The 24,394-nt window shown below is 43.2% G+C and carries 25 protein-coding genes, 1 other RNA gene and 1 pseudogene; 21 read left to right on the forward strand and 6 right to left on the reverse strand.

The window, feature by feature from the left end; genetic code table 11:
* The 10 genes from gpmI to ssrA form a co-directional block, all read left to right on the forward strand.
* Positions 1-1,466, forward strand: a 1,466-nt coding sequence (gene gpmI, locus QVP35_RS15285) for a 2,3-bisphosphoglycerate-independent phosphoglycerate mutase (protein ID WP_288187967.1), incomplete at its 5' end; no start/stop codon positions are given.
* Between the two features lie 123 nt (positions 1,467-1,589).
* Positions 1,590-2,885: a phosphopyruvate hydratase gene (gene eno, locus QVP35_RS15290; protein ID WP_009291158.1), complete on the forward strand. Its 1,296-nt coding sequence runs from the start codon at positions 1,590-1,592 to the stop codon at positions 2,883-2,885.
* Between the two features lie 115 nt (positions 2,886-3,000).
* Positions 3,001-5,802: a M6 family metalloprotease gene (locus QVP35_RS15295; protein WP_022261376.1), complete on the forward strand. Its 2,802-nt coding sequence runs from the start codon at positions 3,001-3,003 to the stop codon at positions 5,800-5,802.
* Between the two features lie 81 nt (positions 5,803-5,883).
* Complete coding sequence (gene secG, locus QVP35_RS15300; RefSeq protein WP_006565422.1) at positions 5,884-6,120, forward strand: preprotein translocase subunit SecG; 237 nt, start codon at positions 5,884-5,886, stop codon at positions 6,118-6,120.
* Positions 6,121-6,255: 135 nt separating this feature from the next.
* Positions 6,256-8,427 (forward strand): ribonuclease R, encoded by a 2,172-nt coding sequence (rnr, locus tag QVP35_RS15305; RefSeq protein WP_009291161.1) that lies wholly within the window; start codon positions 6,256-6,258, stop codon positions 8,425-8,427.
* Positions 8,390-8,860 carry an SsrA-binding protein SmpB gene (gene smpB, locus QVP35_RS15310; RefSeq protein ID WP_006565420.1) on the forward strand — a complete coding sequence of 157 codons (471 nt, stop codon included), beginning with the start codon at positions 8,390-8,392 and terminating at the stop codon, positions 8,858-8,860. Before rnr ends, smpB begins: the two co-directional genes overlap by 38 nt.
* Before the next feature lie 60 nt (positions 8,861-8,920).
* Complete coding sequence (locus QVP35_RS15315; protein WP_006565419.1) at positions 8,921-9,577, forward strand: glycoside hydrolase family 25 protein; 657 nt, start codon at positions 8,921-8,923, stop codon at positions 9,575-9,577.
* 130 nt (positions 9,578-9,707) lie between these two features.
* Positions 9,708-10,256, forward strand: coding sequence for a response regulator (locus QVP35_RS15320; RefSeq protein WP_009291163.1), 549 nt, complete (start codon positions 9,708-9,710; stop codon positions 10,254-10,256).
* 29 nt (positions 10,257-10,285) lie between these two features.
* Positions 10,286-11,086 carry a TraX family protein gene (locus QVP35_RS15325; protein WP_009291164.1) on the forward strand — a complete coding sequence of 267 codons (801 nt, stop codon included), beginning with the start codon at positions 10,286-10,288 and terminating at the stop codon, positions 11,084-11,086.
* Positions 11,087-11,145: 59 nt separating this feature from the next.
* Positions 11,146-11,492: a transfer-messenger RNA gene (ssrA, locus tag QVP35_RS15330) on the forward strand.
* Between the two features lie 168 nt (positions 11,493-11,660).
* Here the strand turns inward: ssrA and QVP35_RS15335 are convergent.
* Entirely contained in the window at positions 11,661-12,380 is a 720-nt protein-coding gene (locus tag QVP35_RS15335; RefSeq protein ID WP_009291165.1) for an Ig-like domain-containing protein, read from the reverse strand.
* 557 nt (positions 12,381-12,937) lie between these two features.
* On the opposite strand from QVP35_RS15335, the gene QVP35_RS15340 reads away from it, so the two are divergent.
* Genes QVP35_RS15340 through QVP35_RS15350 form a run of 3 tightly spaced genes read left to right on the forward strand, consistent with a single transcriptional unit; the run spans position 12,938 to position 14,551 of the window.
* Complete coding sequence (locus QVP35_RS15340) at positions 12,938-13,267, forward strand: hypothetical protein (RefSeq protein WP_009291166.1); 330 nt, start codon at positions 12,938-12,940, stop codon at positions 13,265-13,267.
* 38 nt (positions 13,268-13,305) lie between these two features.
* Positions 13,306-13,791, forward strand: coding sequence for an RNA polymerase sigma factor (locus tag QVP35_RS15345; RefSeq protein ID WP_009291167.1), 486 nt, complete (start codon positions 13,306-13,308; stop codon positions 13,789-13,791).
* On the forward strand, positions 13,772-14,551 hold the full coding sequence (locus QVP35_RS15350; protein ID WP_009291168.1) for an anti-sigma-I factor RsgI family protein: 780 nt from the start codon (positions 13,772-13,774) through the stop codon (positions 14,549-14,551). Before QVP35_RS15345 ends, QVP35_RS15350 begins: the two co-directional genes overlap by 20 nt.
* 1 nt (position 14,552) lies before the next feature.
* Here QVP35_RS15350 and QVP35_RS15355 read toward each other — a convergent pair whose 3' ends face one another.
* The 5 genes from QVP35_RS15355 to QVP35_RS15375 form a co-directional block, all read right to left on the reverse strand.
* Positions 14,553-15,455, reverse strand: coding sequence for a sensor histidine kinase (locus QVP35_RS15355; RefSeq protein WP_009291169.1), 903 nt, complete (start codon positions 15,453-15,455; stop codon positions 14,553-14,555).
* 16 nt (positions 15,456-15,471) lie between these two features.
* Positions 15,472-16,218, reverse strand: coding sequence for an ABC transporter permease (locus QVP35_RS15360; RefSeq protein WP_225103801.1), 747 nt, complete (start codon positions 16,216-16,218; stop codon positions 15,472-15,474).
* 5 nt (positions 16,219-16,223) lie between these two features.
* Complete coding sequence (locus tag QVP35_RS15365) at positions 16,224-16,922, reverse strand: ABC transporter permease (protein WP_022261379.1); 699 nt, start codon at positions 16,920-16,922, stop codon at positions 16,224-16,226.
* The gene (locus QVP35_RS15370) at positions 16,900-17,838 is read right to left on the reverse strand and encodes an ATP-binding cassette domain-containing protein (protein WP_009291172.1); all 939 of its coding nucleotides are present in this window, start codon (positions 17,836-17,838) and stop codon (positions 16,900-16,902) included. Before QVP35_RS15370 ends, QVP35_RS15365 begins: the two co-directional genes overlap by 23 nt.
* A 116-nt stretch (positions 17,839-17,954) precedes the next feature.
* Positions 17,955-18,635: a response regulator transcription factor gene (locus QVP35_RS15375; RefSeq protein ID WP_009291173.1), complete on the reverse strand. Its 681-nt coding sequence runs from the start codon at positions 18,633-18,635 to the stop codon at positions 17,955-17,957.
* A 117-nt stretch (positions 18,636-18,752) separates the two neighbouring features.
* Between QVP35_RS15375 and QVP35_RS15380 the strand changes: the two genes are divergently transcribed.
* From QVP35_RS15380 to QVP35_RS16670, 8 genes and pseudogenes are all read left to right on the forward strand, one after another.
* Positions 18,753-20,546, forward strand: coding sequence for a DUF885 domain-containing protein (locus QVP35_RS15380; protein WP_022261380.1), 1,794 nt, complete (start codon positions 18,753-18,755; stop codon positions 20,544-20,546).
* An 18-nt stretch (positions 20,547-20,564) separates the two neighbouring features.
* Positions 20,565-21,077: a ribosome maturation factor RimM gene (rimM, locus tag QVP35_RS15385; protein WP_006567395.1), complete on the forward strand. Its 513-nt coding sequence runs from the start codon at positions 20,565-20,567 to the stop codon at positions 21,075-21,077.
* Entirely contained in the window at positions 21,070-21,759 is a 690-nt protein-coding gene (gene trmD, locus QVP35_RS15390; RefSeq protein WP_006567394.1) for a tRNA (guanosine(37)-N1)-methyltransferase TrmD, read from the forward strand. The genes rimM and trmD overlap by 8 nt, the downstream gene beginning before the upstream one ends.
* A gap of 111 nt (positions 21,760-21,870) precedes the next feature.
* Entirely contained in the window at positions 21,871-22,212 is a 342-nt protein-coding gene (rplS, locus tag QVP35_RS15395; protein WP_006567393.1) for a 50S ribosomal protein L19, read from the forward strand.
* Between the two features lie 72 nt (positions 22,213-22,284).
* On the forward strand, positions 22,285-22,836 hold the full coding sequence (gene lepB, locus QVP35_RS15400; RefSeq protein WP_009291176.1) for a signal peptidase I: 552 nt from the start codon (positions 22,285-22,287) through the stop codon (positions 22,834-22,836).
* 13 nt (positions 22,837-22,849) lie between these two features.
* Entirely contained in the window at positions 22,850-23,704 is an 855-nt protein-coding gene (gene ylqF / locus QVP35_RS15405) for a ribosome biogenesis GTPase YlqF (protein WP_009291177.1), read from the forward strand.
* A gap of 8 nt (positions 23,705-23,712) precedes the next feature.
* The gene (gene lepB, locus QVP35_RS15410; protein ID WP_022261381.1) at positions 23,713-24,267 is read left to right on the forward strand and encodes a signal peptidase I; all 555 of its coding nucleotides are present in this window, start codon (positions 23,713-23,715) and stop codon (positions 24,265-24,267) included.
* Positions 24,248-24,394: pseudogene (locus tag QVP35_RS16670) on the forward strand (ribonuclease HII); the annotation flags it as partial. The gene lepB (QVP35_RS15410) and the pseudogene QVP35_RS16670, both read left to right, overlap by 20 nt.

Below are 24,394 nucleotides of genomic sequence, written 5' to 3' on the forward strand. Positions count from 1 at the left end.
CGCCAGCCAATACACCGGTCATGGACGAACTGATGAAGACATGCCCGTTTGTTCCGGGAAATGCATCCGGCATGGCAGTAGGCCTTCCGGAAGGGCAGATGGGAAATTCTGAAGTGGGACACTTGAATATGGGTGCCGGAAGAATCGTATATCAGGAGCTGACAAGAATCACAAAAGAGATCCAGGATGGAGATTTCTTTGAGAACGAAGCGCTGCTCCAGGCAGTAGAAAACTGTAAGAAGAATGGAAGTGCACTTCATGCAATGGGATTAGTATCTGATGGCGGGGTACATAGCCACAATACACATCTGTATGGATTATTAGAACTCGCAAAGAGAAATAATATTGAAAAAGTCTATGTACATGCATTTTTAGACGGACGTGATACAGCACCTACTTCCGGAAAAGGATTTGTAGAAGAGCTGGAAGCAAAGATGAAAGAGATCGGTGTAGGAAAGGTTGCCACTGTCTCCGGACGTTACTATGCAATGGACCGCGATAACCGCTGGGACCGTGTGGAGAAAGCATACAAAGCTCTTGTTATGGGAGAAGGTGTAATGAAAGACTCCGCCGTGGATGCCATCGCGGATTCCTACAAAGAAGAAGTGAACGATGAGTTCGTTCTGCCGACTGTTATTACTGAAAATGGAGAACCGACTGCCACGATCAAAGAAAATGATTCTGTCATCTTCTTTAACTTCCGCCCGGACCGGGCAAGAGAAATCACCAGGGCAATCTGTGATGACAAATTTGACAGCTTTGAGCGTCCAAACGGTTACTTTAAGACAACTTATGTATGCTTTACAGAATACGATGCTACAATTCCAAATAAGCTGGTGGCATTCCACAAAGTAGAGATTAAGAATACATTTGGTGAATTCCTGGCAGAACAGGGGTTGAAACAGCTTCGTCTGGCCGAGACAGAGAAGTATGCACACGTTACCTTTTTCTTCAACGGAGGCGTAGAAGTCCCGAATGAAGGAGAGGAGAGAATCCTTGTGAAGTCACCGTCTGTGGCAACTTATGACCTGCAGCCGGAGATGAGCGCCATGGAAGTGGGCAGCAAACTTGTGGAAGCTATCGAGTCTGACCAGTATGATGTGATCATCGTTAACTTTGCAAACCCGGATATGGTTGGACACACCGGCATCTGTGATGCGGCAGTAAAAGCGATTGAGACTGTGGACGGATGTGTGGGCAGAGCGGTAGAAGCCATCAAAAAGACAGACGGACAGATGTTTATCTGTGCTGACCACGGGAATGCAGAGCAGCTGGTGGATTATGTGACAGGAGCTCCGTTTACAGCCCATACAATCAACCAGGTACCGTTTATTTTAGTAAATTATAAGGACGGTGTGAAATTGAGAGAGGGCGGATGCCTGGCGGATATCGCGCCGACGCTGATCGAAATGATGGGACTTGAGCAGCCGGAAGATATGACCGGAAAATCTTTGTTAGTAAAATAAATATTGATATAACGGAAAGCAGTATGTATTGAAAGCATACTGCTTTCTTTTTGTATTTCAATGTATGGATTTTCATCAATCTGGATAAAATACTACTAATTACTTGTAAAGGATGTGAATGTGTTGAAATATGGCTTGTCAATAGAAGATGTGATAGGAAGAGAAGTTTTAGACTCAAGAGGAAACCCTACGGTGGAAGTGGAGGTATTGCTGTCCAACGGACATTTTGGAACCGCACTGGTGCCGTCCGGAGCCTCCACGGGTAAATTTGAGGCGATAGAGCTTCGTGACCGTGAAAAACGCTATGGAGGAATGGGAGTAGAAACAGCGGTCAATCACGTGAATCATCGTATCGCAGACCGTCTGGTAGGAAAAAATGCATTGAACCAGATTGAGATCGATCAGATTATGATTGAAGCGGATGGAACAGAAAATAAAGAAAAATTTGGGGCAAATGCCATCCTTGGAGCCTCACTGGCCACTGCCAGAGCTGCCGCAAACGGATTGGGCATTCCGCTGTATCAGTATTTAGGGGGAAGTTTCGCGTGTAAGCTGCCGGTTCCGATGATGAATATCTTAAACGGAGGAAAGCATGCAGATAACACGGTAGATTTTCAGGAATTTATGATTGCTCCGATTGGAGCAGAGACCTTCAAAGAAGCGCTGATGATGGGAACAGAGATTTATCATAAGTTAAAGAGTATTCTAAAAGAAAATCATCTGAGCACCGGGGTTGGAGATGAGGGCGGTTTCGCACCGAACCTGGAAAGCTCGGAGGCGGCATTGGACCTGCTGGTAAAAGCCATTGAAAATGCGGGCTATAAGGCAGGGGAACAGATCATGATTGCTATGGACTGTGCTGCGTCAGAAATTTATGATGAAGATGAGGATGTTTATTATTTCCCGGGTGAGAGCCAGATGACCGGAAAAGAGATTCGGAGAAATTCTGAAGAAATGGTTCAATATTATGAACAGCTCACCGAACATTATCCGATCTTTTCCATTGAAGACGGATTAAATGAGGAAGACGCGCCCGGATGGAAAGTACTCACATACCGTCTGGGAGAAAAAATACTTCTGGTAGGCGACGACTTATTTGTTACAAATAAGAAACGTCTGACAGATGGTATTGAGAATGATATGGCAAACAGTATCCTGATCAAGCCGAATCAGATCGGGACACTGACAGAAACCCTGGATGCCATAGAGACTGCAAAAAGGGCAGGATATAAAACAATCATTTCTCATCGGTCCGGAGAGACAGAGGATACAACAATCGCGGATATCGCAGTGGCGACAAACAGCGGACTGATTAAAACAGGAGCCCCCTGCCGTTCTGACCGGACAGCAAAATACAACCGTCTGCTGAGAATTGAAGAAGAATTGGGAGCCTGCAAGCGGTATGGATTGTATTTATAGAACGACAATAGTATACTCGCAGGGCACACCGTATTTTATACCCTTCGGGTGGACGCGTTTCGCGCGATAAGGTATAATAAAAGAAAAGAATATTTCACTGCGGGAGGGGCGGAAGATGAGAAATTATAAAAAAGTTTTATCGTGGATCATGGCAGTCTGCCTGCTTCTTACTTGGAATATTTCTGTATATGGAGAACAGACCTCAGAGAAAACAGGACAGCGGTGCAACGTTGTCCTGTTTGTACAGTTTCCGGAGGATGAAACAGCAGATTTTTTTAACACTCATCAGGAAAGACTGACTTATGACAAAGGCTCAGAACTACTGACAGGGTTTGCGGCATATGAGCGGATTTTAAATGGAAGGGGAGAACGCAACCGCTCCTCCCTGGCTACTTACATAGACGCAGTTTCGGAAGGAAAATTGAAAATCAAGAATATGTTTCCTCAGTATAATGGTATAAAAATTGTTCCCATCACAATGGAACACAGCATGGATTATTATGACAGCTACGCAGGAGAAGCCAGTTTTTTGCAAGAGACAGTTGACAAGGCTGGGAAAATCATCAGTCCTTCAGAAAAGGTGGATCTTGATGGAGATCAGATAGTAGATAATGTCATGATCCTGGTTCATCATGAGGCAAATTTCAGCAGAGACTCTGTATTTTATCCACATAAAGCAGATAGTTCGGGAAATATAACCCTAAATGGAAAGTATGTAGGACCCTACGTTTTGATAAACACGGGTAATCTGTGGAGTACGGTGGAGAAGCAGGGATTGATCTGCCATGAATTTCTGCACACGCTTGGTCTTCCGGATTTATACCGGAACCAAAATTCGGAAGGAGCCATAAATTATCCGGTTGATACCTGGGATGTCATGGCGAGGAATTCCATGTATCTTCAGTATCCTCTGAGCTGGCAGAGGAAGCAGTTAGGCTGGATCGATCTTCCGGAACAAAATAAATCAGGAACTTATACGCTGTATACCCTTGGAACAGAGGGAAAAGATTATTCTTTTGTCATAAAAAGTCCTATGTCAGATACAGAATTCTTTGTAGTGGAATACAGGAAAAAAGGGGAATCAATTTCAGAGGAACTGGATGCAAAGATTCCAGGCAGCGGTCTGATTATTTATCGGGTGGATACTACAAAGGAGGAAGTGGGAAATATAGCAGGAGACGATTATCTGTATGTATTTCGTCCGGAGAACAGGGATAATGTGAGTGAAGCATTTTTATCAAAAAATAGCGGGAGAACGAGTTTCGGTACTTCTGATTGGTCAAAAGGAGTGAAAGATAATACAATTACCTATTCTGACGGGAACAACAGCGGTATTGTGATCGATCAGGTTGGAGAAGCGGCTGATTCTATTACCTTTCGGATGACAATGCCCGATTATGAAGAATTATCACTGTGGAACCGTACTTTTGCGAAAGCGGGTACAGGCAGATATGATATTATTTCTTCTAAAAATGGAGATGTATATTTTGCCGCAGAAAACCAACATGGAATAGAGGTCAAAAAAAGAGCCGGAAATGTCTGGACGGAAGCAGGAGGCACGATACCGAATGCTTATTCTCCGAAGCTTGCAGCTGTTGGGAATGATATTTATGCTGTATATTTAGAAGGAAGAGAATTTCACACGGTGATCAGCAGATTTGAAAATGGGTCATGGAACCGGATCTTTACATCTGCAGGCACAGGAAATGGTAAGATAGCTGTGGCTGCTGATAACCAGAGTTTTTATACTGCATTTGATGAAGGAGACAGGCTGACAGCCAAAAGGGTCACGGGCAAATCTGTTGCAGATTTGGGAACTGTCTCTGGAGGACTGACAGCGATTGCTGAGCCAGTGATGGCTTTATATCAGGGGAAACCGGTGTTAGCTTTCAGAGATATACTTGGAAATACTGATCTTCAGGTAAAAGAGTATGTGAATGGGAAATGGTCTCTTTTAAGAAAAATTAATACGGATGCCAATACTTTCGGCTGCTGTTCAGATGCCGGCCGTATCTATGTCAGCAGTGCAGGTGTGGGTGGAATTGACTTGTATGAGTATGACGGAAAACAGTGGAAAGATATCGATACATCACAATTTGCCAAGGGAAGCGGCTGCTCTCTGTCAATGTATCAGGGAAAATTAATGATCGGAAGATTGGAAGACGGACAAAAAACAGCAAAATGTTATGTCAGAAAAAATGAAACATGGTCTCAGTTGGGGAGTTATATAACGAAAGCTGCCGAAGATTCTGAATGTAAATTTGCCGTGGCCGATACAGCTGTCTATGGGGCAGTGAATTGCAGTAATGGATTGGGAATATTTTTTAAAGATACAGGAAGTCCTGAGTCAGGGAATATAGGGAATTCATTCACAGCTACAACGAGTTCGCAAAAAAATACATCTGTAAAGCCGAAACCAACAAAACCTATGACTTATTATATAGTAAAAGAAGCCAAAATCAGGGTTTCATGGAAAAAAACAAAAGGACGCTCGGGTTACGTCATTTACGCCAAAAGAGGAAAGAAGGGCAGATATAAAAAAGTAAAAACCGTAAAAAATCAGACAAAGGCAACGCTTCTTCTTGAATCTGGAAGTAAATATTATTTTAAAGTAAAACCGTACCGGGTGAAGAATAAAAAACGCCGGTATGATAAGATGCGAAAGGCAAAAGGAGGGAAACCGTTAAATAGTATACGGGTCACATACTCAAATATCAGCGGATACCAGGGCTATGTGGTGGAGATGAAAACAGGGTCAGGGAAATATAAAAAAGTGAAGGAGACATCCCGAGGAGGAACAATCCGCTTTGAGAAGAAAAAAATCAATCCAAAAAAGAAGTATCAGTTCCGGCTGAAAGGCTTTCGCGAAGTCAGAGGAAAGCGCATCTATACACAGATTTCCGTTAAGAAAAAGTGAGATTTAAACGGATCCTTGCATTTTATGGTAAGGTGTGCTAGAATAATCAGCAGTGAGCAGAAACATTAGGAGGAAGAAGCAATGAAGACGGCATTAACTATATTATTTTTAATATCGTGCGTTGTTCTAATCATATTAGTATTGATGCAAGAAGGAAAAGAAGCTGGATTGGGATCGCTGACAGGATCTACAACCTCCGGCACATATTGGAGCAAAAACAAAGGCCGTTCCAGAGAAGGGAACATTATAAAAGCGACAACCCTGTTTACCGTCATCTTTTTTGTGACAGCAGCGCTCCTTTGTTCCAGATTTCTTTAGAATGGAAACACTTCTTTAAGCAGATAATGTTTAAGAAGTGTTTTTTTATTCCGCAGCAAAGTTCTGCGTACCTTCCTGTGGAATGAGAAATGCTCCGAATCGTACAGCATTTTTGCAGAAAGTAAAGGAAAGATAATGGAAAAGGAATTATTTGATAAAAGAAAAAAAAGAATCAGAGATCTGATTTATGATAAACACTATCAGCCTATGAAACAAAAAGAGATCGGCTATTTACTGCAGGTAGAGCCGGAAGACAGAAAAGAGTTTGTTCAGATTCTTCATGAACTCGTTGATGAGGGAGTTGTGGAAGTCTCTAAGAGAGGAAAATACAGCCCGGTGTCAAAGAAGACTCTGACCGGAACGTTTGTATGTACCCAGAAGGGATTCGGATTTGTTTCGGTGGAAGGAGAAGAAGACGATTTTTATATCAATGAAAATGATATGAACGGAGCCTTCCATGAAGATACAGTACAGATTGAAGTTACGGAGGAACGGGCCAGGAACGGCAGGCGCAAAGAAGCCAGAATTGTAAAGATTCTGGAACGGGGGATGACCGAAATAGTCGGTACATTTGAAAAATGTAAAAGTTATGGATTTGTGGTTCCGGATAATTTGAGATTTGACAGTGACATTTTCATTCCGAAAGAGGAGTGCGGAAATCTTACCGATGGATTTAAGGTCCTTGTAAAGATTGTTGACTACGGAGATTTAGGAAAAAGTCCGGAGGGCAGGATACTGGAGGTTCTAGGTCACAGGGACGATCCCAGAGTGGATATCTTATCCATTGTAAAGGCATACAATATTCCGACGGAGTTTGGGGAAGATGTCGAAAAAGAAGTGGGAGCAGTGCCTTCGGCCATTGAACAATCTTCACTGGAAGGACGGCTGGATTTGAGGGACTGGCAGACGGTGACCATAGACGGAGAAGATGCCAAGGACCTGGATGATGCGATCACACTGACCAAAACACCCGGAGGCTATCAGCTGGGCGTCCATATCGCAGATGTCTCCGAGTATGTGAAGGAAAACTCTGCACTGGATAAGGAAGCACTGAAAAGAGGGACCAGTGTCTATCTGGTGGACCGGGTCATACCGATGCTGCCTCATCAGCTTTCCAATGGCATTTGCTCTTTGAATGCAGGCACAGACCGGCTGGCACTGAGCTGTATCATGGATCTTGACAAGAAAGGAAATCTCAAGGGACACCGCATTGCCGAAACTGTCATCCATGTGGATGAACGCATGACATACACAAGTGTGGCACTGATTCTGGACGGGGATGAAAAAGAGCGGAAGAGATATGAAAAACTTGTTCCGATGTTCGAGCAGATGAAAGAGCTTTCTGACATTTTACGTGAGGTGAGACATGAACGGGGAAGCGTGGATTTTGATTTTCCTGAATCGAAGATTGTACTGAATGATGACGGAAAGGCAGTCGACGTGATTCCGTCCCAGAGGAATAAGGCAACTAAGATCATTGAAGATTTCATGCTTCTCGCGAATGAAACGGTAGCAGAGAATTTTTACTGGCAGGAAATACCATTTGTGTATCGTACCCACGACAATCCGGATGGAGAAAAAGTCAAGAAACTCAGGACATTTCTTGAAAATTTTGGGATCGTTCTGAAGCTTAAAAAAGATGAAATCCATCCGAAAGAGATACAGAAACTTCTGACAAAGGTGGAAGGCACTCCGGAGGAGGCGCTGATCAGCAGGCTCACCCTGAGATCTATGAAACAGGCCAGGTATACAACCGAGAGTTCAGGACATTTCGGATTATCTACAAGCTATTACTGTCATTTTACCTCGCCGATCCGAAGGTATCCGGACCTGCAGATTCACAGGATCATCAAAGAAACTCTTAGGGGAAAGCTCAATGCCAAAAGAATCCGGCATTACGAGTCTATACTCACAAAAGTCTCAGAGCAGTCGTCCAAGATGGAACGGCGGGCAGATGAAGTGGAGCGGGAAGTAGAAAAACTGAAAAAAGCAGAGTATATGGAACGCCATATCGGACAGCAGTACAAAGGCGTGATCTCGGGAGTGACCGGATGGGGCATTTATGTGGAACTTCCGAACACGATCGAGGGAATGGTCCATGTGTCCAAGCTGCCCGGGGATTATTACAATTATGATGAGTCGTCCTATTCTATGACAGGAGAGAGGACAGGGCGTAAGTGGAAGCTGGGACAGCCGGTAGAGATCGTTGTAGCCGGAGTCGATAAGATTTTGAAGAATATTGATTTTGAGATGATTGAGGAGGATGAACATGGCGAAGACGGGCGGAACAAAGCTGATTGCGAATAACAAAAAGGCACGTCATGATTACTTTGTCGAGGAGACGGTTGAGGCAGGCATCGTATTGTTTGGGACAGAAGTAAAATCTATGAGGCAGGGACACTGCAGTATCAAGGAAGCCTTTATCAGCATTGACAATGGAGAAGTTTTTGTGAAACAGATGCATATCAGCCCTTATGAGAAGGGAAATATCTTCAACAAAGACCCTCTCAGAGAGAGGAAGCTTTTAATGCACAGTTCCGAGATTACAAGGATGATGTCGGAAGTAAACAGAAAAGGCTATACATTGATTCCTCTGCGGGTTTATTTTAAAGGAAGTCTGGTCAAAGTTGAGATCGGACTGTGCCGCGGTAAGAAATTGTATGATAAACGACAGGATATCGCAAAGAAAGATCAGCAAAGAGAAGCGATGAGAGACTTTAAGGTCAGAAATCTGGGTTAGGACAATGGAACGGCACTTTCTTTGGAGCATACTATAATTACAAAAAGACAGGAGGACAGTATGCACAGAAGGAAGGGTATTGACGTAAGCTATGCCGACGGCCGGATTGACTGGAGAAGAGTCAGAGAAGACAGGATAGAATTTGCAATGGTCAGAGCAGGATTCGGCGATGGAAATATAGATCAGGAGTTTGAACGGAATGCAAGAGAGTGCAATCGTGAGAGAATCCCACTCGGAATCTACTGGTTCAGTTATGCATATACAAGAGAGATGGCTAGAAGAGAGGCGAAACAATGTGTAGAGATCATCAGAAGGTATCGGGTTGAATACCCAGTAGCTTTTGATTTTGAAGAAGATTCCATTGATTATGCGAGAGAACATGGTGTTACGATCACAAAAGATCTTGCAACAGACTTTACAAGAGAGTTCTGTGATGAGATCCGAAGATCCGGATACAGACCGATGTTTTATACAAATCTCTCTGATTTAGAGGATTATTTTGACATACGGCGTCTCAGAGAATATGAACTTTGGCTGGCGAAATACCAGCATGTTCTTGGAGTGGATGATGTTGATATGTGGCAGTATTCCGATTCCGGAAGGGTCAGAGGCATCCGGGGCGAAGTGGACATGGATTACAGTTTTAAAGATTATGAAAAGAGAAATCCAACGGATAGGCACAGCCTGTGTCCGGAGACAAGACGAGAAGAAGAATAAAAGATTCCCATTCTGTATATGCCGGAGACGGCATGCTGCAGAATGGGGTATTTTTTTAAGGAAACCTCCCCCCCACACACATTTACAGTGATCCATGGTATAATATTTTATAGTGAAGCGGTGTGGTCCGGTGAAAGGTATCGTACTTCTGCGCCAGGAAGAAGACGCATATGGGATTCAGAAGCCGGCTGTTTATTCTCCGCTGTTTTGCTTTGGACTGGAAGATATGATGTATTCTGAAAAGAAGGTCTTTCGGACAGCCGGCCAATTTGATAGTTCCATGATACGGCCGATCCCGGAGGCAAAAATATTGCTTGTCGACGATAACCAGATCAATCTGGGAGTGGCGGAGGCACTGATGGCTCCGTACCAGATGCAGATTGATTGTGCAGACTCCGGAAAGCAGGCTGTGCAGGCGGTGACGGAAGTGGACTATGATCTTATTTTTTTAGATCATATGATGCCTGAGATGGACGGTGTTGAAACATTAAAAGTGATCCGTTCATTGCCGAATGAAAAAAAGAGGGCGGTTCCGGTCATAGCGTTAACAGCCAATGTGACGAAAGAAGCACAGGAGTTGTTTAAGAAAGAGGGGTTTGACGGGTTTATGCCAAAACCCATTGACATCAGGCTGTTAGATCAAATCCTGACACGGTATTTGAGGCTGCATAACCGGTGATTCTGCCAGTGTGAGAAGGAATTGTGATTATGATAATATATAAAGAATATACAGCATTTCAACTTAAAACTTTTGGGGCCATCACGATGTTTTTGGACCATGCATATAAAATATGTTTCTTTTGGATCGTAAGTGGACTGAGCGTATGGCTTCATTTGGGGGAAGAAATATGTTATAACATTGTCACTCTGCTGTTCGGCATTACCTCTATGTCATTTTTTATTTTTGCATTTTTCTGTGCAGAGTCCTGTCGGTATACAAAGCATAGATTCCGCTATCTAAGAAACCTTTTGGTATTTGCAGTTCTGTCAGAGATTCCATTTCAGTATCTTGTAGATACTATAGAAGGAGAAACCCTGAAACTGCAGTTTGGATTTACCAATGTTTTATTTACACTGCTGCTGGGGACATGTGCTTGCTTTGCATATGAAGAGATGAAGAAGCGGGGCAAAGGATGGATTGGTCTGTTGGCCGCTGTACTCTGTGCGGGAATCGCTTGGGTGCTGCACACGGATTATGATATGTACGGGGTTATGGCTGTATTTGCGTGTTATTTTTTTAGAGAGAAAAAGCAGAAATTTACGGCCCTCGGAATCATCATTTTCTTGCTTTATGGCATACGGATTCCCGCAGAAGATATCTTATCTTATGGGTTTGATTTATATATGCTTCCCTCTTATTTCATTAAATTATTTTTTTGCCTTGGCACAATACTGGTTCTCCAAACATACCATGGAGTGAAAGGAAAAGGGATGAAATACTTTTTTTATTTGTTTTATCCTGTTCATATTTCACTGTTGGTCTTCGTTTATGCGGTGTTTTTGGCCTAATCCATTTCTTTTATTGACTTTTTCACAAAAAATGGGTTATACTATATAAGGAAATATTCGGGCTAGTACTGGTTTCGACAGGGATTCTGAAGCTCGGGAAGCCATTCGGAGAGACCACGTTACGGTGTAAACTTAAATTAAACGCAGATAATAAATTAGCGTACGCTGCAGCCTAAGGGCAGCAGTAGTCTGTGACAGGTCATCTACAGCCTGTCATTAGGCTTCAAATAATGTAGAACCCTCGTCTGTTTAAGCTTTGCGGCAGATGAAGTATTTATGAAGCTACTGAAGTACTGATCCTGTCTCTGGGAGCAGTATGGAGGGAATGTCAATACAGAGACTGTAATGGGAGATGCCTGAGGGGATGGGTTTTTGGACGCGGGTTCGATTCCCGCCTAGTCCATCGCAAAGAGCGCGTGTTTACGTGCTCTTTTTTTGAATGATACTAGGAAAGACTTTCACGCATTAGCGTGACAAGGTCTTTCCTAAGTAATAAAAAAAGAATGGCTTAGATATGTTTGAAACACATAAATAAGCCATTTTTTTATTTTCTTCTTTTTGTATGAGAAGCTGGTTAGTAGCAGACTTTGCAGGGCCTGCTCTTAGGACAGGAAGACAGGGAGCCATGATAAATCGTCCTGGAACGGCCCAGAGTCGGGCAGTCTATGGTACTGTGGTATACAGAACCTCCGGGAGTCCAGTAAACTGTTTCTGTATGTTTCTTTTTTGAAGACTTCTTTTTAGGAGAAACCTTAATCCGGCAGGTTGCTTTTTTGCCGGACTTCATAGTCACTGTGATCTTGGCAGTGCCTTTTCTTTTTGCTTTTACTTTTCCCTTTTTTGAGACAGTGGCAATCTTCTTATTGCTGGATTTCCATTTTTTTACGGAATCACCTTTTGCATATTTTATTTTCAGTTTGTAGGTTTTAGAGACTTTTAATTTTACGGTTTTCTTCGTAAACTTTACATACGGTTTTAATTTTGCAGTTTTCTTTGACTGTCTTTTATAACATTCAAGACACTCGCGCTGTTTCAGACCTGTTTTATGGATGGTTGGTTTTTTTACGGTATACCAGTCATCCCATAAATGATCACCTGTTGCAGGGATAGTTTTAGTCTGGCTTTCATAGCAAAGATAACACCAGCGGGATTTTTCTCCGGTATCACTGCATGTAGGTTCAGTCGTAGTATCCCATTCACTCCACTCGTGCTGACAAGACTCGGCTGCCGGGATCACAAGTGTTGGTATTATCATAGAGAATACCAGAATCATACAAAACAATTTCTTTTTCATAAATACCTCCTCTTTGTTAAATATAAAGTTACCTTCCATTTGTGCATACAATTGATGGCAATATATATTAATATACCACAATTTATACCAAAAACACTATAACATATGACATTTTCTACACGATTTCCGTTCGACTCTTAGAATGCGGACATATTATCTGCTGGAGCAGGCACCGTTTGTTTTTAAGCAGCCTGCTCCAGCAGATATTACGTCCATTTTGACCAATTTGGAGGCCTTGCATTCGAAGAGATGTTAGTTTTTCTTCTTTCAGCAAAGGCTTTGAGGCGGTGCGCAGTGCGCAGTGAGGCTGTTTGAGCGTCAGCGAGTTCCGAACGGGCCGCCGGAGAGGCTTTGCTGAAAGTTAGAAAATCTTACATCTCTGAGACAGCAAGCCGGAAAACTGGTCAAAATGTTATACAAAATAATTTGGAACTTTACCAAACTTATATTATACTTACAGCATGTAAAAAATAAATTATAAAAAATGAAAGGATTCCCTTCGGTCATTCGTATTATTGATAGAACGTTAAAAAATATAGAAAGAGAAGGTGGATCAAATGAAAGTATCTGCAGCGATTATTACGACAGGAATTTTATGTTTAGAAGGATTATCTTCTTTTACCGGAAGCGGGACAGAAAAATATGTGTCAGCCAGGAAACCTGCCGTTCAGGCAGTCTGTTCTGTAAAATCATGCAGAAAAACAGGTGCACATAAACATCACACAACTGTAAAGCATCATACTAAGAAAAAGCACCATACGAAAGCTAAACGTTATAACTGCGGTGTTTCAAGTTGTAAAATAACAAAGAAACATACCCATAAACGATACAGCGGACATCATAGAAAAAGCCACAGAAGCAGTCATCACGGAAGACATCACAGATAAGATAAAAGCTGAAAAAAGTGACGCCTGGGAGGGCAGAGATGAGAAGTGAAGCAGACCTGACAAATACAATAGAGATATATTCTGATATGCTCAGAAAAATATGTTTTATGCATTTAAAGAATTATAGTGATGTGGAAGATGTATTTCAGGATGTATTTTTAAAGTATATGCAGAGTGACATCAGCTTTGAGAGTGAAGAACACAAAAAAGCCTGGCTGATTAGGGTCACAGTAAACAGATGTAAAGATGTGCTGAAGAATTTTTTTCGGAGGAATGCAGTCTCTTATGACTGCATCAGCAAAGAACCCATTTTTTTGCAGGAGAGGGATCTGGATGTTTTTGATGCAGTAACAAAGCTGCCGACTAAATTTAAAAATGTAGTTTATCTTTTTTATTATGAAGAATATACAGTGCCGGAAATTGCACAGATTCTTCATAAAAAAGAGAACACGATTTATACCTGGCTTGGAAGGGCAAGAAAAAAGCTTAATGAAGATTTAGGAGGTGACTTTTTTGAAGAATGATATACGCAGATCCTTTGAAAAAATCAAGGCGGAAGAAGGATTAAAGCAAAGCACCAGAGAATCAGTTTTAAATAAGCTAAACGAAAAGCCAAAGCCAAGGAGAAATTTTCAGAGATTTTCTCTTGCTGTGGCGGCAGCAGCGTTTATATTTTTTATTGGAGCCGGTTCTTTTCAGATGTATTTTTCGGAGAGCAGTTATATTGATATGGACGTGAATCCCTCCATTGAACTGTCTGTAAACAGATTTGACCGGGTCATCCGGATGTCTGCATATAACAAAGACGGAAAGGAAGTACTCTCTGAGCTGAATCTTAAACATAAAAGCTACAAAGATGCGGTAGCTCTCATTTTGAAGAAGATAAAAGAAAAAGGTTATTTAAAGCAGAACGGAATGATCTCTGTAACAGTACAGGGAAAAGACCGTGAGAAAGCCTCAGAAATTAAAACTTTGCAGACCGAGATTGACCAATGCATCAGTGAACATGGCGGCAGGCAGAATGTGGAGGTGTATGCCGTATCAAAACGACTGAAGAAAAAATCACACCATTTGAACGTAACGCCGGCTAAGTATCTTGCCATTAAGGAACTTCAAAAGGTGGACCAGACGGCAACGGTAGAAAAGTGCAGGGACCATTCCATCAGTGAGATAAAGGATTATACAAAACAGTGTGAAGAAGGTCATGAAAACAGCCATGGAAACAGCCAGGACCGGCAGCAGGGAGGACATCACGGCAGCGGGGGACACCATGGGGAGCATTAATTTAAAATGAGCTTTTAAAAACGGCTGTAACAGACAGGACATTTCCATCGACCGAAGCTTCGACAGTACCGTGCAGTTTATTAACCAGAATTTTTACAACAGAAAGGCCCAGTCCCGTACTTTCATTGTGACGTGACTGGTCCTTTGTGTAGAAGCGTTCAAACAATCTGCTCACCTGAATCTTTTCAGGGTCAGATACCGTATTTGATATTTGAAAAACTATATTGCGGCTCGTGTCCTGAGAAAGACAGATACAGATTCTCCCTGACGTATAGCGGACTGCATTGGACAGCAGATTTTGGAGAATACGTTCCAGCATGCTGCGGTCTGCCTTTACAAAGACGGAGGATTCGGGCATTGTGATTTGAGGAGAGAGCTTTCTGCTTTGAAATAATGGGGCACTGTCTGCCAGAAAATCGATCAGAAGGTTAGAAAAATTGAGATCTTCCCAATCAGGTTCTGTTTGGTCTGCCTCCAAAATGGACAGATCATAAAACACATCGATCAGCTCTCTTAAACGGCAGGTTTTTCGCAGGGCAGTTTCAATGCGGTCCTTTTGATCAGGCAATAGCCGGCTCTTTTGCAGGATTTGGAGGTGGCCATTGATCACAGTCAGAGGAGTGCGCAGATCATGGGATATATTGGCTATGGAATTTTTCAGTTCTTCTTCATGCTGTAAGGCTTTTGCAGCCGACTTGCGCTGACAGTCAAAAAAGCGGTTTATTTTTGCCGCCAGCAGTTCCAGGTCCTGATCTGCCAGAGACAAGTCCAGCATTTTTTCGGTTTTGCCGCAGGTTACCTGGTCAATCTGAAGGGACATGTGGTTTATCTGCCGTTTCAGCGCAAAATATTTGAAAGATATAATGACAGATAATATGAGGAGAAAGAATAGAACGAGGTTCATATGATTTTCCTTTCTTTTATTTCAGTTCACAGCTTCTGAATGTTTTCCAGGATGCCAGGAGAAGAACGGTACTCCAGCACAGCGAAACAGCAAGACTCCCGAAGGTAAGTATTTCGGTACCGCTGATCACTTGACGGATCTGGAAGGAAGGCAGAAAGCGGACCGGCAGGTTCAGCATCATTCCGTATCCCAGATACAGACTTAACACAAAGGTGAGGAGAGCGGCGGTACAGATTGCCCTGGGCATATTTCTCAGAACAAAACACAAAAAGATTGGAATCAGCAGGACAGGACTGTTAAACAGAAAGGAATCAGCCGCAGCCCTGACAAAATCTGATAAGAAACCGATCAGATCATGAATACCAAAATAAATAGATTCTCTGATGCAGCCTGCAGCCGGAAACACCAACGCCAGAAGATTAAAGGCGGTGAGATATACGATGATTTTGCTTATAAATACTGTGAGACGGGAATGTCCCGCGGCGATTTCCTGCTGAACGGTGCGCCAGGAAAATTCCTGGCCGAGGACCAGTGCCAGGATACAGGAGACGATAATCAGCAGGAAGGTAGAGTCATACACCATGCCGTTTAGTATATCTGTAAGATTTTCGGCAATTTTTTCTTTGGGGCCGAAGATTTCTGACCTGTAAGCCGGCGCAGTGATGAAGCCAAGCATAAAGATCATGATCACGCTCCACCAGTAGGTACGGTTGTGTAAAAAATAATACCGTTCAGTCTTTAATAAATTGATCAATGCTTTCACCTCTTTCATTTCAAATCTGTTCGGGAAAAATTCCAATAAGCCCAAATACAGCAGATAAAGATCCATAAAAAGTTCGTTAAAAAGACATTTAAACTTGTCAGCTGATCGAAACACAGCAGCCTTAGCTGCCCCATCGGAAGAACCGCTGCCACAAGGGGATAGTGCCGGCCGTTTAAAAGAAAGAGCATGACAAAAAAGAGGACCAGCGGCAGAGTCAGCGTCTTTCCAACGCCTTGGAAAAGAAATCCGCAAAGACAGGGAAGCATGGCCATTGCGCATATGATCCAGATAGCCAGCATTGATTTGAGGAAAAGAGCCGATAAAGAGGCACTGGTGATTCCAAACAGCATACATCCTGCCGCTGCCCCTGCAAACAGAGGAAGACAGAGGATAGAAATACATCCGGTAAGGTGTACGATGATCTTGACCAGCAGGATGTGCCCCCTTTTATGACCTGCCGAAATATAGCTTTGTATTGTCCGGTTTTCAAAATCCGACCCGATGAACAGCGCACCGAAGATCATGATTAAGACGTAGAGCAGGGGAGCGGTGTACAGGATGTGATTGAAAACATCCAGTGATTTTGCGGGCGGCGATCCGTCGAGCAGAAAAATACAGCTCAGGGCACAGGAAATGATCAAGAGTCCCCAAAAACTTTTCATTCGCCATAGTTTATAAAACTCAGCTTTTAAGATTCTGCGCATGGGATACTGCACCAACCTTTCTCAAAAAATAATCTTCCAAAGTATCTCCGGATACATTCAGGGTGGTAACGAGGATGCCGGAATCCGACAGGGTCCGGGCAACCGTTTCTATATCATCCAGATACTCATACAGGCGGATGGTGCCGTCGGGCATGAGGCGCAGATGCTCTGTGTGCAGGTGTTTTTCCAGTGACAGAAGTGCGTTCTGCGGCTGATTTGTTTTGATGGCTATATGCCTTTTGCACTGTTCATCCAGTTCTCGGCCTGACAGTTCATCAATGATCCTTCCTTTATGGATCAGGATGAACTGTGAAGCGGTCTGGTATAATTCCTCCAGTATATGGCTGGAGACTAAGATTGTCATCCCGTATTTTTGGTTCAGGTCTTTGAGGAGTCTGCGGATTTCAACGATACCGTTAGGATCAAGACCGTTGATAGGTTCATCCAAAATAAGAAATTCAGGATTGTTTAACAGGGCGGCAGCGATTCCGAGGCGCTGCCTCATTCCCAGGGAAAAGTTTCTGACCGGTTTTTTTGCGGTATTTGTAAGACCGGTCATTCGAAGACAGTCTGAAATGACAGATTTTCCGGGAATGCCTCTCTGAAGCCTCTGCACCTCAAGATTTTGAACTGCTGTCAGGTTGGGATAAAGAGCGGGAGACTCGATCAGACATCCCATCCTTTTTCGCTGCTCCTGGAGACCGGTTCTGTTCCTCTGTCCCCAAAGTTCAAGAGTACCGTCCGTGGGAAAGGACAGCCCGGCAGTCAAGCGGAGGAATGTGGTCTTTCCGGCGCCGTTCTGTCCGATAAATCCGTAAATTTTGCCTTTCTCGATCCTTAAATTTATGTGGTCTATAACCAAAGAATGCTTATATTTTTTCGTTAAATTATGTGCTTCTAATACAGTAGAATTCATATATACTGCTCCTTTCTTCTCAGACCAGTATAAGACACAATATTAAAGAATTCCTTAATTAGGAACAGAAAATTATAAAATTAAGATAAAGATGAGAACAATGGATCGTCTATCTTTCAGTCTTTGTGCAGCCGGTAGCCGATGCCCCAGACAGTATCAATATATTCGTTTTCGGAAGAAACAGCTTTGAGTTTGTTTCTCAGATGACTGATATGTACGTTCAGTGTATTGTCCTCACTTAAATATTCGCTGCCCCAGATACTTTGAAATAGATTTGCTTTGGAAAATATTTTGTCCGGATATCTCATCAGCAGCTCAAGAATCCTGAATTCTTTTGCTGTTAAGGAAAGTTCCACGCCTTTGAGATATGCAGTAAGAGAACCGGTATCCAAAGTCAGCTCCTGAAATTTAAGGACCTTTTTTGGGAATGTCTGAAGCTTCGATCTCCGGAGGTTGCTTTCAATCCTTGCAAGGGTTTCATCCAGATCAAAAGGCTTTGTAATATAATCATCCGCGCCGAGACGAAGCAGATCAATTTTATTCTGAGTCGTTCCCCGGGCAGAAATGACAATCACGGGAAGATCAGAACAGGAACGTATTTCTTTCAGGAGCTGATCGCCGCTTTTATATGGAAGCATGAGATCCAGAAGTACCAGATCGATGTTTTGGTGTCTGATGATTTGACAAATACAGCGGCCGTCAGTTTTGCCAACGGCTTCAAAGCCGTATCCGGATAAAAAGTCTGACAGAATTTTCAGGATTTCTTTGTCGTCTTCGATGATTAATATTCTTGACATATACAGTACTTGTCCTTTCACTAAGTTTTTAAATAGTATATCATATTTTTAGGTTGCATATCTTTTGCTGTTTATTTAAAATATTCATAAGGAACAAATAACCGGGAGGATAAATTTATGAAATTTACAAAGAGACTGCTTTCTCTGCTGCTCTCATTGCTGCTGGCGTTTTCACTGAGCGGCTGCAAAACATCAACAGAGCAGGGGAAAAGCGGACAAACCAGCCAGAAGACCGGCCAGGAACAGTCAAAAACCGAGGAACAAAAACAGTTTGACAAATTTTTAGACCGGCAGGTAAAAGAGACGTTGTCTCAAAATACACTGAATCTTCATTATCAGCTGAAAGATCCTGAGAAGTACGGCATCAAACAGGAGAAGGTTTCCATCGGACATATTTCTCCCGGACAGGATAAGAAAGCACTGAAGGAAAATAAGAAGACAGCAGAAGAACTTTCCGGATTTAAAAGGAGCAGTCTGACAGGAAAACAAAAACTTACGTATGATATATTGGAAGACTATCTGAGTATGCTCATAGAGGAAAGCCAATATCCATTATATGATAATATTATCGGGGAGGTTTCCGGCATCCAGTCCAATCTTCCGGTGACACTGGCAGAGTATCAGTTTTACAGAGAGAAGGATATTAAAGATTATCTCACCCTGCTGTCTCAGGTTACGGGATATCTTCAAGAGGCAGGAGAGTATCTGAAAGCACAGTCTAAAGCGGGACTGTATGTAACCGATGGGGCGGCAGATACTGCGGCGAAGCAGATTGATGATTTTTTGAAAGAAAGCGGCGAAAAAAATATATTAAGTGCTACATTTAAAGAACGTGTCAATGACTTTTCGGGTATCAGCAAGGAACAGAAAACAACCTATAATAAACAAAATAAGAAACTGCTGAAGCAGTCTGTATATCCTGCATTCCGCAGCTTTAAAAAGACGATTCTGTCACTGAAGGGAACCGGAAAAAACAGCGGAGGTGTCTGCAATTTAAAAAACGGGAAAAAATACTATCGGCTTGTCTTGAAGGAGCAGACAGGAACAAACAAAACAGTCAGCCAGCTGCTCTCAAGTGTGACAGGCCGTCTCCAGAGCTCAGTGAAACAGATGGTGAATCTGATCCAGGGCGATGAGAGCCTCCAGAAAAAGTTTTATAATTTTGATCCGGTGATGACCAGTCCTAAAAAGGTATTGGCCGATCTGGAGAAGAAGGCTAAAACAGATTATCCACCCCTGAAAAAAGTCCATTATAAGATCAAATATGTTCCAAAAGCGCTGGAAGATACTTTAAGTCCGGCATTTTATATGATCCCGCCGATCGATGATGAGACAGAAAATACCATCTATATCAACAAAGGCTCCACCGATAAGAGCGGAATTTACAATACTCTGGCTCATGAAGGGTATCCGGGGCATCTTTATCAAAACAATTATTTTCTCAGCACAGATCCGGACGATATCCGTTTGATCATGGATTTTCCTGGTTACTCGGAAGGCTGGGCCTCCTATGTGGAGATGCATGCCTTTGACTATGCTCCGTATGATAAGTCTGTGGCCAAATTGAAACGCATCAATGACGAGATCAATATGGCCATCGGAAGTGCTGTCGATATCAATGTCAACTACCGGGGATGGACCCTGGACCAGATCAAGGATATGCTGAAAGAGATGGGATATGGAAGTTCTGCGGCAGACCAGCTTTACAGGCTCGTATCTTCGGAACCGGGATACTATCTGAAATATTATTCCGGAGCCCTGGAATTTCAGGAATTGAGAAACAAGGCGTCCAAGGAGCTTGGCAAGAAGTTCCAGACGAAAGAGTTCCACAAGGTGATTCTTGAAAACGGTCCGAGCAATTTTTTACAAGTGAGAAAAGCCGTAGAGGCATATATCGAAGAAAACAAATAGGAAGGAATACAGTTTATTATGGAAGATATATTACAGGTAGGAGCGATCGCTTCCACCCACGGTGTCCGCGGAGAGGTCAAGGTGTATCCGATGACCGATGATGTGGAGCGCTTTAAGGATTTGAAGGAGGTGCTGCTGGATACGGGCAGGGAAATGAAGCTTCTGCATGTGAAGTCCTGTAAGTTTTTTAAAAACCAGCCGATTCTTAAGTTTGAGGAGTTTGACAATATCAATGATATCGAACAGTATAAACGCTGCGGGCTGTTTGTCACAAGAGAGAATGCAGTCAAGCTTGAAGAGAATGAGTTTTTCATTGCCGATATCATTGGGTTCGATGTTTACCGGGAGACCGGAAAGAAGCTGGGAATATTGGATGACGTGCTTCAGACAGGGGCAAACGATGTGTATGTGGTAAAAATGGATGATGGAAAGGAAGTACTGCTTCCGGCCATAAGAGACTGTATCAAAAAGGTCTCTCTGGAAGAAAAGAGAATCGATGTTTTTGTAATGAAAGGACTGCTGGATGAATAAGTTTCACGTTTTGACTTTATTTCCCGAGATGATCGAGAGCGGATGCAGCACGAGTATTTTAGGCCGTGCAAAAGAGGCGGGACATATCGGTGTGGAAGCCGTAAACATCAGGGATTTTACGAGGGACAAGCATAAAAAAGTGGACGATTATCCATACGGCGGCGGTGCCGGAATGGTCATGCAGGCGGAGCCGATCTATCTGGCATATCAGCATATTGAGCAAAAGATGGAGAAGAAGCCCCGGGTGATTTATGTGACTCCTCAGGGAAAGGTGTTCCACCAGGAGATGGCTAAGGAGCTTGCAGAGGAAGAAGAACTTGTTTTTCTGTGCGGCCATTATGAGGGCGTGGATGAACGTGTCTTAGAAGAGATTGTCACGGATTATGTCTCCATTGGGGATTACGTTTTGACGGGAGGAGAGCTTCCGGCTATGGTGATGATCGACGCCATATCCAGACTGGTTCCGGGAGTACTGAATAACGGAGACTCGGCGGAGTACGAGTCTTTTGAAAACGGGATGCTGGAATATCCCCAGTACACAAGACCGCCGGAGTTTTTGGGGAGGAAAGTACCGGAGGTGCTGCTTTCAGGTCACCACGGAAGGATCGAAGAGTGGAGGAAAGAGCAGTCTTATTTGAGGACAAAGGAGAGAAGGCCGGATCTGCTCGATAAAAATAAATAATTCTTGCAAAAGCAGTCTTGTTGTGATATTATATAGCAGTTGTTATAAATAGGATGGTCCTCTGTTACACAAGGTATTATGAACATCTAAAAAGATTTAAGGAGGAACAACATGAACGATATCATTAAAAGTATTGAAGATGCACAGTTAAGAGAAGTTGCAGATTTCAGAACAGGTGACACTGTAAAAGTATACGGAAAAGTAAAAGAGGGAAACCGCGAGAGAATTCAGGTATTTGAAGGAACTGTCATCAAAAGACAGAATGGCGGAGCACGCGAGACATTTACCGTGCGCAAAAATTCCAACGGCATCGGCGTAGAAAAAACCTGGCCGGTACACTCTCCGATCATCGAGAAGATCGAAGTTGTGCGCAAAGGTAAGGTTAGACGCGCGAAATTATACTACTTACGTGACCGTGTAGGTAAGGCTGCGAAAGTGAAAGAAAGAGTATAATATTTTTCAAAAAAAACACAGGGACGAGCCGGAGCTTGTCCCTGTTTTGTTTAAAGAAAGGGTGTGAGAACTGTGAGCGGATATACGGTTACTTATCAGATGAGGAAGAAAAAAAGACAGAGACGGGATAAGATCGCGGCATATGTGCTGACTTTTGTGGCCGTGATTTTTGCGGCTTTTATCATTGTCCGTTTTCTGTGTGCCGGTTATACGGTACAGGGGGATTCCATGCTTCCCACCTATGAGAGCGGAGAAAAGCGGCTGGTCAACCGGCTGATTTATAAAGTGAAAAGTCCGGCGCGATATGATATAATATTGTTCGAGTCAGAGGACGAGACAAACAAGCAGTATTATGTAAAGAGAGTGGTCGGACTCCCAGGAGAGACGGTTCAGGTCAGGGACGGGAACGTCTATGTAGACGGCAGGAAGGCCAAAAGCTTCGGAAAAGAACAGATCCTGTCTCCCGGACTGGCAGCAGACGGCGTAAAACTATCCAAGAATCAATATTTTGTCATGGGAGACAATTACAATAACAGCGAAGATTCCAGGAGTGCCGTAGTCGGCAATGTAAAAAAGACACAGATCATAGGCAAGGTCGGGATCAAATATTGGCCTTTTGGATAAAGAAGGAGGACACATGCAGTTTCAGTGGTACCCGGGTCATATGACCAAGGCAAAACGAATGATGCAGGAAAATATAAAGCTGATCGATATTGTGATCGAACTGGTGGATGCGAGAATTCCATTCGGAAGCAGGAATCCCGATATCGACCAGCTGGCACAGAACAAATCCAGATTGATTTTATTAAACAAGACGGATCTTGCAGACAGCAGGAAGACAGAACTCTGGGAACAGTATTTTAAAGACAGGGGATTCTTTGTCGGGAAAGTCAATTCCCAAAAGGGAACCGGAGTCAAAGCTGTCCAGGGCATTGTCATGGAGGCGTGCAGAGAAAAGATCGAGCGGGACCGGAAGAGGGGAATTAAGAACCGGCCGGTCCGCGCCATGATCGCGGGAATCCCGAATGTAGGGAAATCTACATTTATCAACAGTCTGGCCGGAAAAGCCTGTACGAAAACCGGAAATAAACCGGGTGTGACAAAGGGCAAACAGTGGATTAAACTGAATAAAAATATCGAGTTATTAGATACACCGGGGATTTTGTGGCCCAAATTTGAGGATCAGACCGTAGGCCTTCATCTGGCATTGATCGGTTCTATTAAAGAAGAAATATTAAATCAGGAAGAGATGGCCATGGAACTGATCCCGTTTCTGGTAAAAGAATATCCGGGTATTTTAGCGGCACGCTACCGGGTTGAAGAGGACAAGAATACACTGAAAATCCTTGAACAGATCGCGGCTAACCGAAATTGTAAAGAAAAAGGCAATCAGCTGGACTATGAAAAGGCCGCACATATCCTGCTGGAGGAGTACAGGAACGGAAAGCTTGGAAAGATCACGCTGGAAGTACCTGCTGACTATGAGGGGTAATCAAACACATGTCGTTTCGAATAAGGCGCAGGGCGCATCGTTTTTATTCTGAATTATGTTTCTGGGGATCCACTGTTTTTATCGCAGTTTTTGTCTCCTTTCTTATCATTACCTTTATAGGAGAGAGGACCGGGGTTTCCGGCCATTCTATGGAGCCGACGCTCCACCATATGGACAGCGTACTGGTTGACAAGCTGACTTACCGGTTCCGGGACCCGAAGCGCTTTGAAGTCGTGGTATTTCCAAATCCCGCAGACAGAAAAGAAAAGCTGGTAAAGAGAGTCATCGGAATGCCCGGGGAGACAGTGGAGATCCGCAGCGGCACAGTCTACATCGACGGCCGGATAATATCCAGGGATTATTCCAAAGATCATATGACATTTCCCATCAATGTGGAGGGCAGCATTACCCTAAAAAAAGACGAATATTTTGTACTGGGAGATAACCGGAATAACAGCATGGACAGCAGGGACATCCGCGTGGGTCCCATATACAGGAAAGAGATACAGGGAAGGGTTGTTTTCAGGCTGTTTCCGCTCAAAGATGCGGGAAGAATTTTATAGAGAGGCACTTATGACAAAACAGGAAGAAAAACGGATAGAAAAACTGAAGAAAGAAAAGCAGCGCATGTATGAGATGTTTTCTTATGAGAGAGAATATGAAAGGTATTCTCATATATGCGGGATTGAC

It is taken from the genome of Anaerostipes sp. CAG:276 (assembly GCF_000432215.1).
GTDB lineage: Bacteria > Bacillota > Clostridia > Lachnospirales > Lachnospiraceae > Anaerostipes > Anaerostipes caccae.

What these genes read in the sequence shown, in the direction of transcription:
- QVP35_RS15355 (WP_009291169.1), bottom strand. Translation starts at nt 15,455, where the DNA reads ATGAACCTCGTTCTATTCTTTCTCCTCATATTATCTGTCATTATATCT.
- secG (WP_006565422.1), top strand. Translation starts at nt 5,884, where the DNA reads ATGAAGACGGCATTAACTATATTATTTTTAATATCGTGCGTTGTTCTA.
- QVP35_RS15375 (WP_009291173.1), bottom strand. Translation starts at nt 18,635, where the DNA reads ATGTCAAGAATATTAATCATCGAAGACGACAAAGAAATCCTGAAAATT.
- QVP35_RS15345 (WP_009291167.1), top strand. Translation starts at nt 13,306, where the DNA reads ATGAGAAGTGAAGCAGACCTGACAAATACAATAGAGATATATTCTGAT.
- QVP35_RS15340 (WP_009291166.1), top strand. Translation starts at nt 12,938, where the DNA reads ATGAAAGTATCTGCAGCGATTATTACGACAGGAATTTTATGTTTAGAA.
- rplS (WP_006567393.1), top strand. Translation starts at nt 21,871, where the DNA reads ATGAACGATATCATTAAAAGTATTGAAGATGCACAGTTAAGAGAAGTT.
- trmD (WP_006567394.1), top strand. Translation starts at nt 21,070, where the DNA reads ATGAATAAGTTTCACGTTTTGACTTTATTTCCCGAGATGATCGAGAGC.
- QVP35_RS15365 (WP_022261379.1), bottom strand. Translation starts at nt 16,922, where the DNA reads ATGCGCAGAATCTTAAAAGCTGAGTTTTATAAACTATGGCGAATGAAA.
- ylqF (WP_009291177.1), top strand. Translation starts at nt 22,850, where the DNA reads ATGCAGTTTCAGTGGTACCCGGGTCATATGACCAAGGCAAAACGAATG.
- lepB (WP_022261381.1), top strand. Translation starts at nt 23,713, where the DNA reads ATGTCGTTTCGAATAAGGCGCAGGGCGCATCGTTTTTATTCTGAATTA.
- QVP35_RS15325 (WP_009291164.1), top strand. Translation starts at nt 10,286, where the DNA reads ATGATAATATATAAAGAATATACAGCATTTCAACTTAAAACTTTTGGG.
- QVP35_RS15370 (WP_009291172.1), bottom strand. Translation starts at nt 17,838, where the DNA reads ATGAATTCTACTGTATTAGAAGCACATAATTTAACGAAAAAATATAAG.
- QVP35_RS15295 (WP_022261376.1), top strand. Translation starts at nt 3,001, where the DNA reads ATGAGAAATTATAAAAAAGTTTTATCGTGGATCATGGCAGTCTGCCTG.
- QVP35_RS15315 (WP_006565419.1), top strand. Translation starts at nt 8,921, where the DNA reads ATGCACAGAAGGAAGGGTATTGACGTAAGCTATGCCGACGGCCGGATT.
- QVP35_RS15380 (WP_022261380.1), top strand. Translation starts at nt 18,753, where the DNA reads ATGAAATTTACAAAGAGACTGCTTTCTCTGCTGCTCTCATTGCTGCTG.
- smpB (WP_006565420.1), top strand. Translation starts at nt 8,390, where the DNA reads ATGGCGAAGACGGGCGGAACAAAGCTGATTGCGAATAACAAAAAGGCA.
- rimM (WP_006567395.1), top strand. Translation starts at nt 20,565, where the DNA reads ATGGAAGATATATTACAGGTAGGAGCGATCGCTTCCACCCACGGTGTC.
- QVP35_RS15335 (WP_009291165.1), bottom strand. Translation starts at nt 12,380, where the DNA reads ATGAAAAAGAAATTGTTTTGTATGATTCTGGTATTCTCTATGATAATA.
- rnr (WP_009291161.1), top strand. Translation starts at nt 6,256, where the DNA reads ATGGAAAAGGAATTATTTGATAAAAGAAAAAAAAGAATCAGAGATCTG.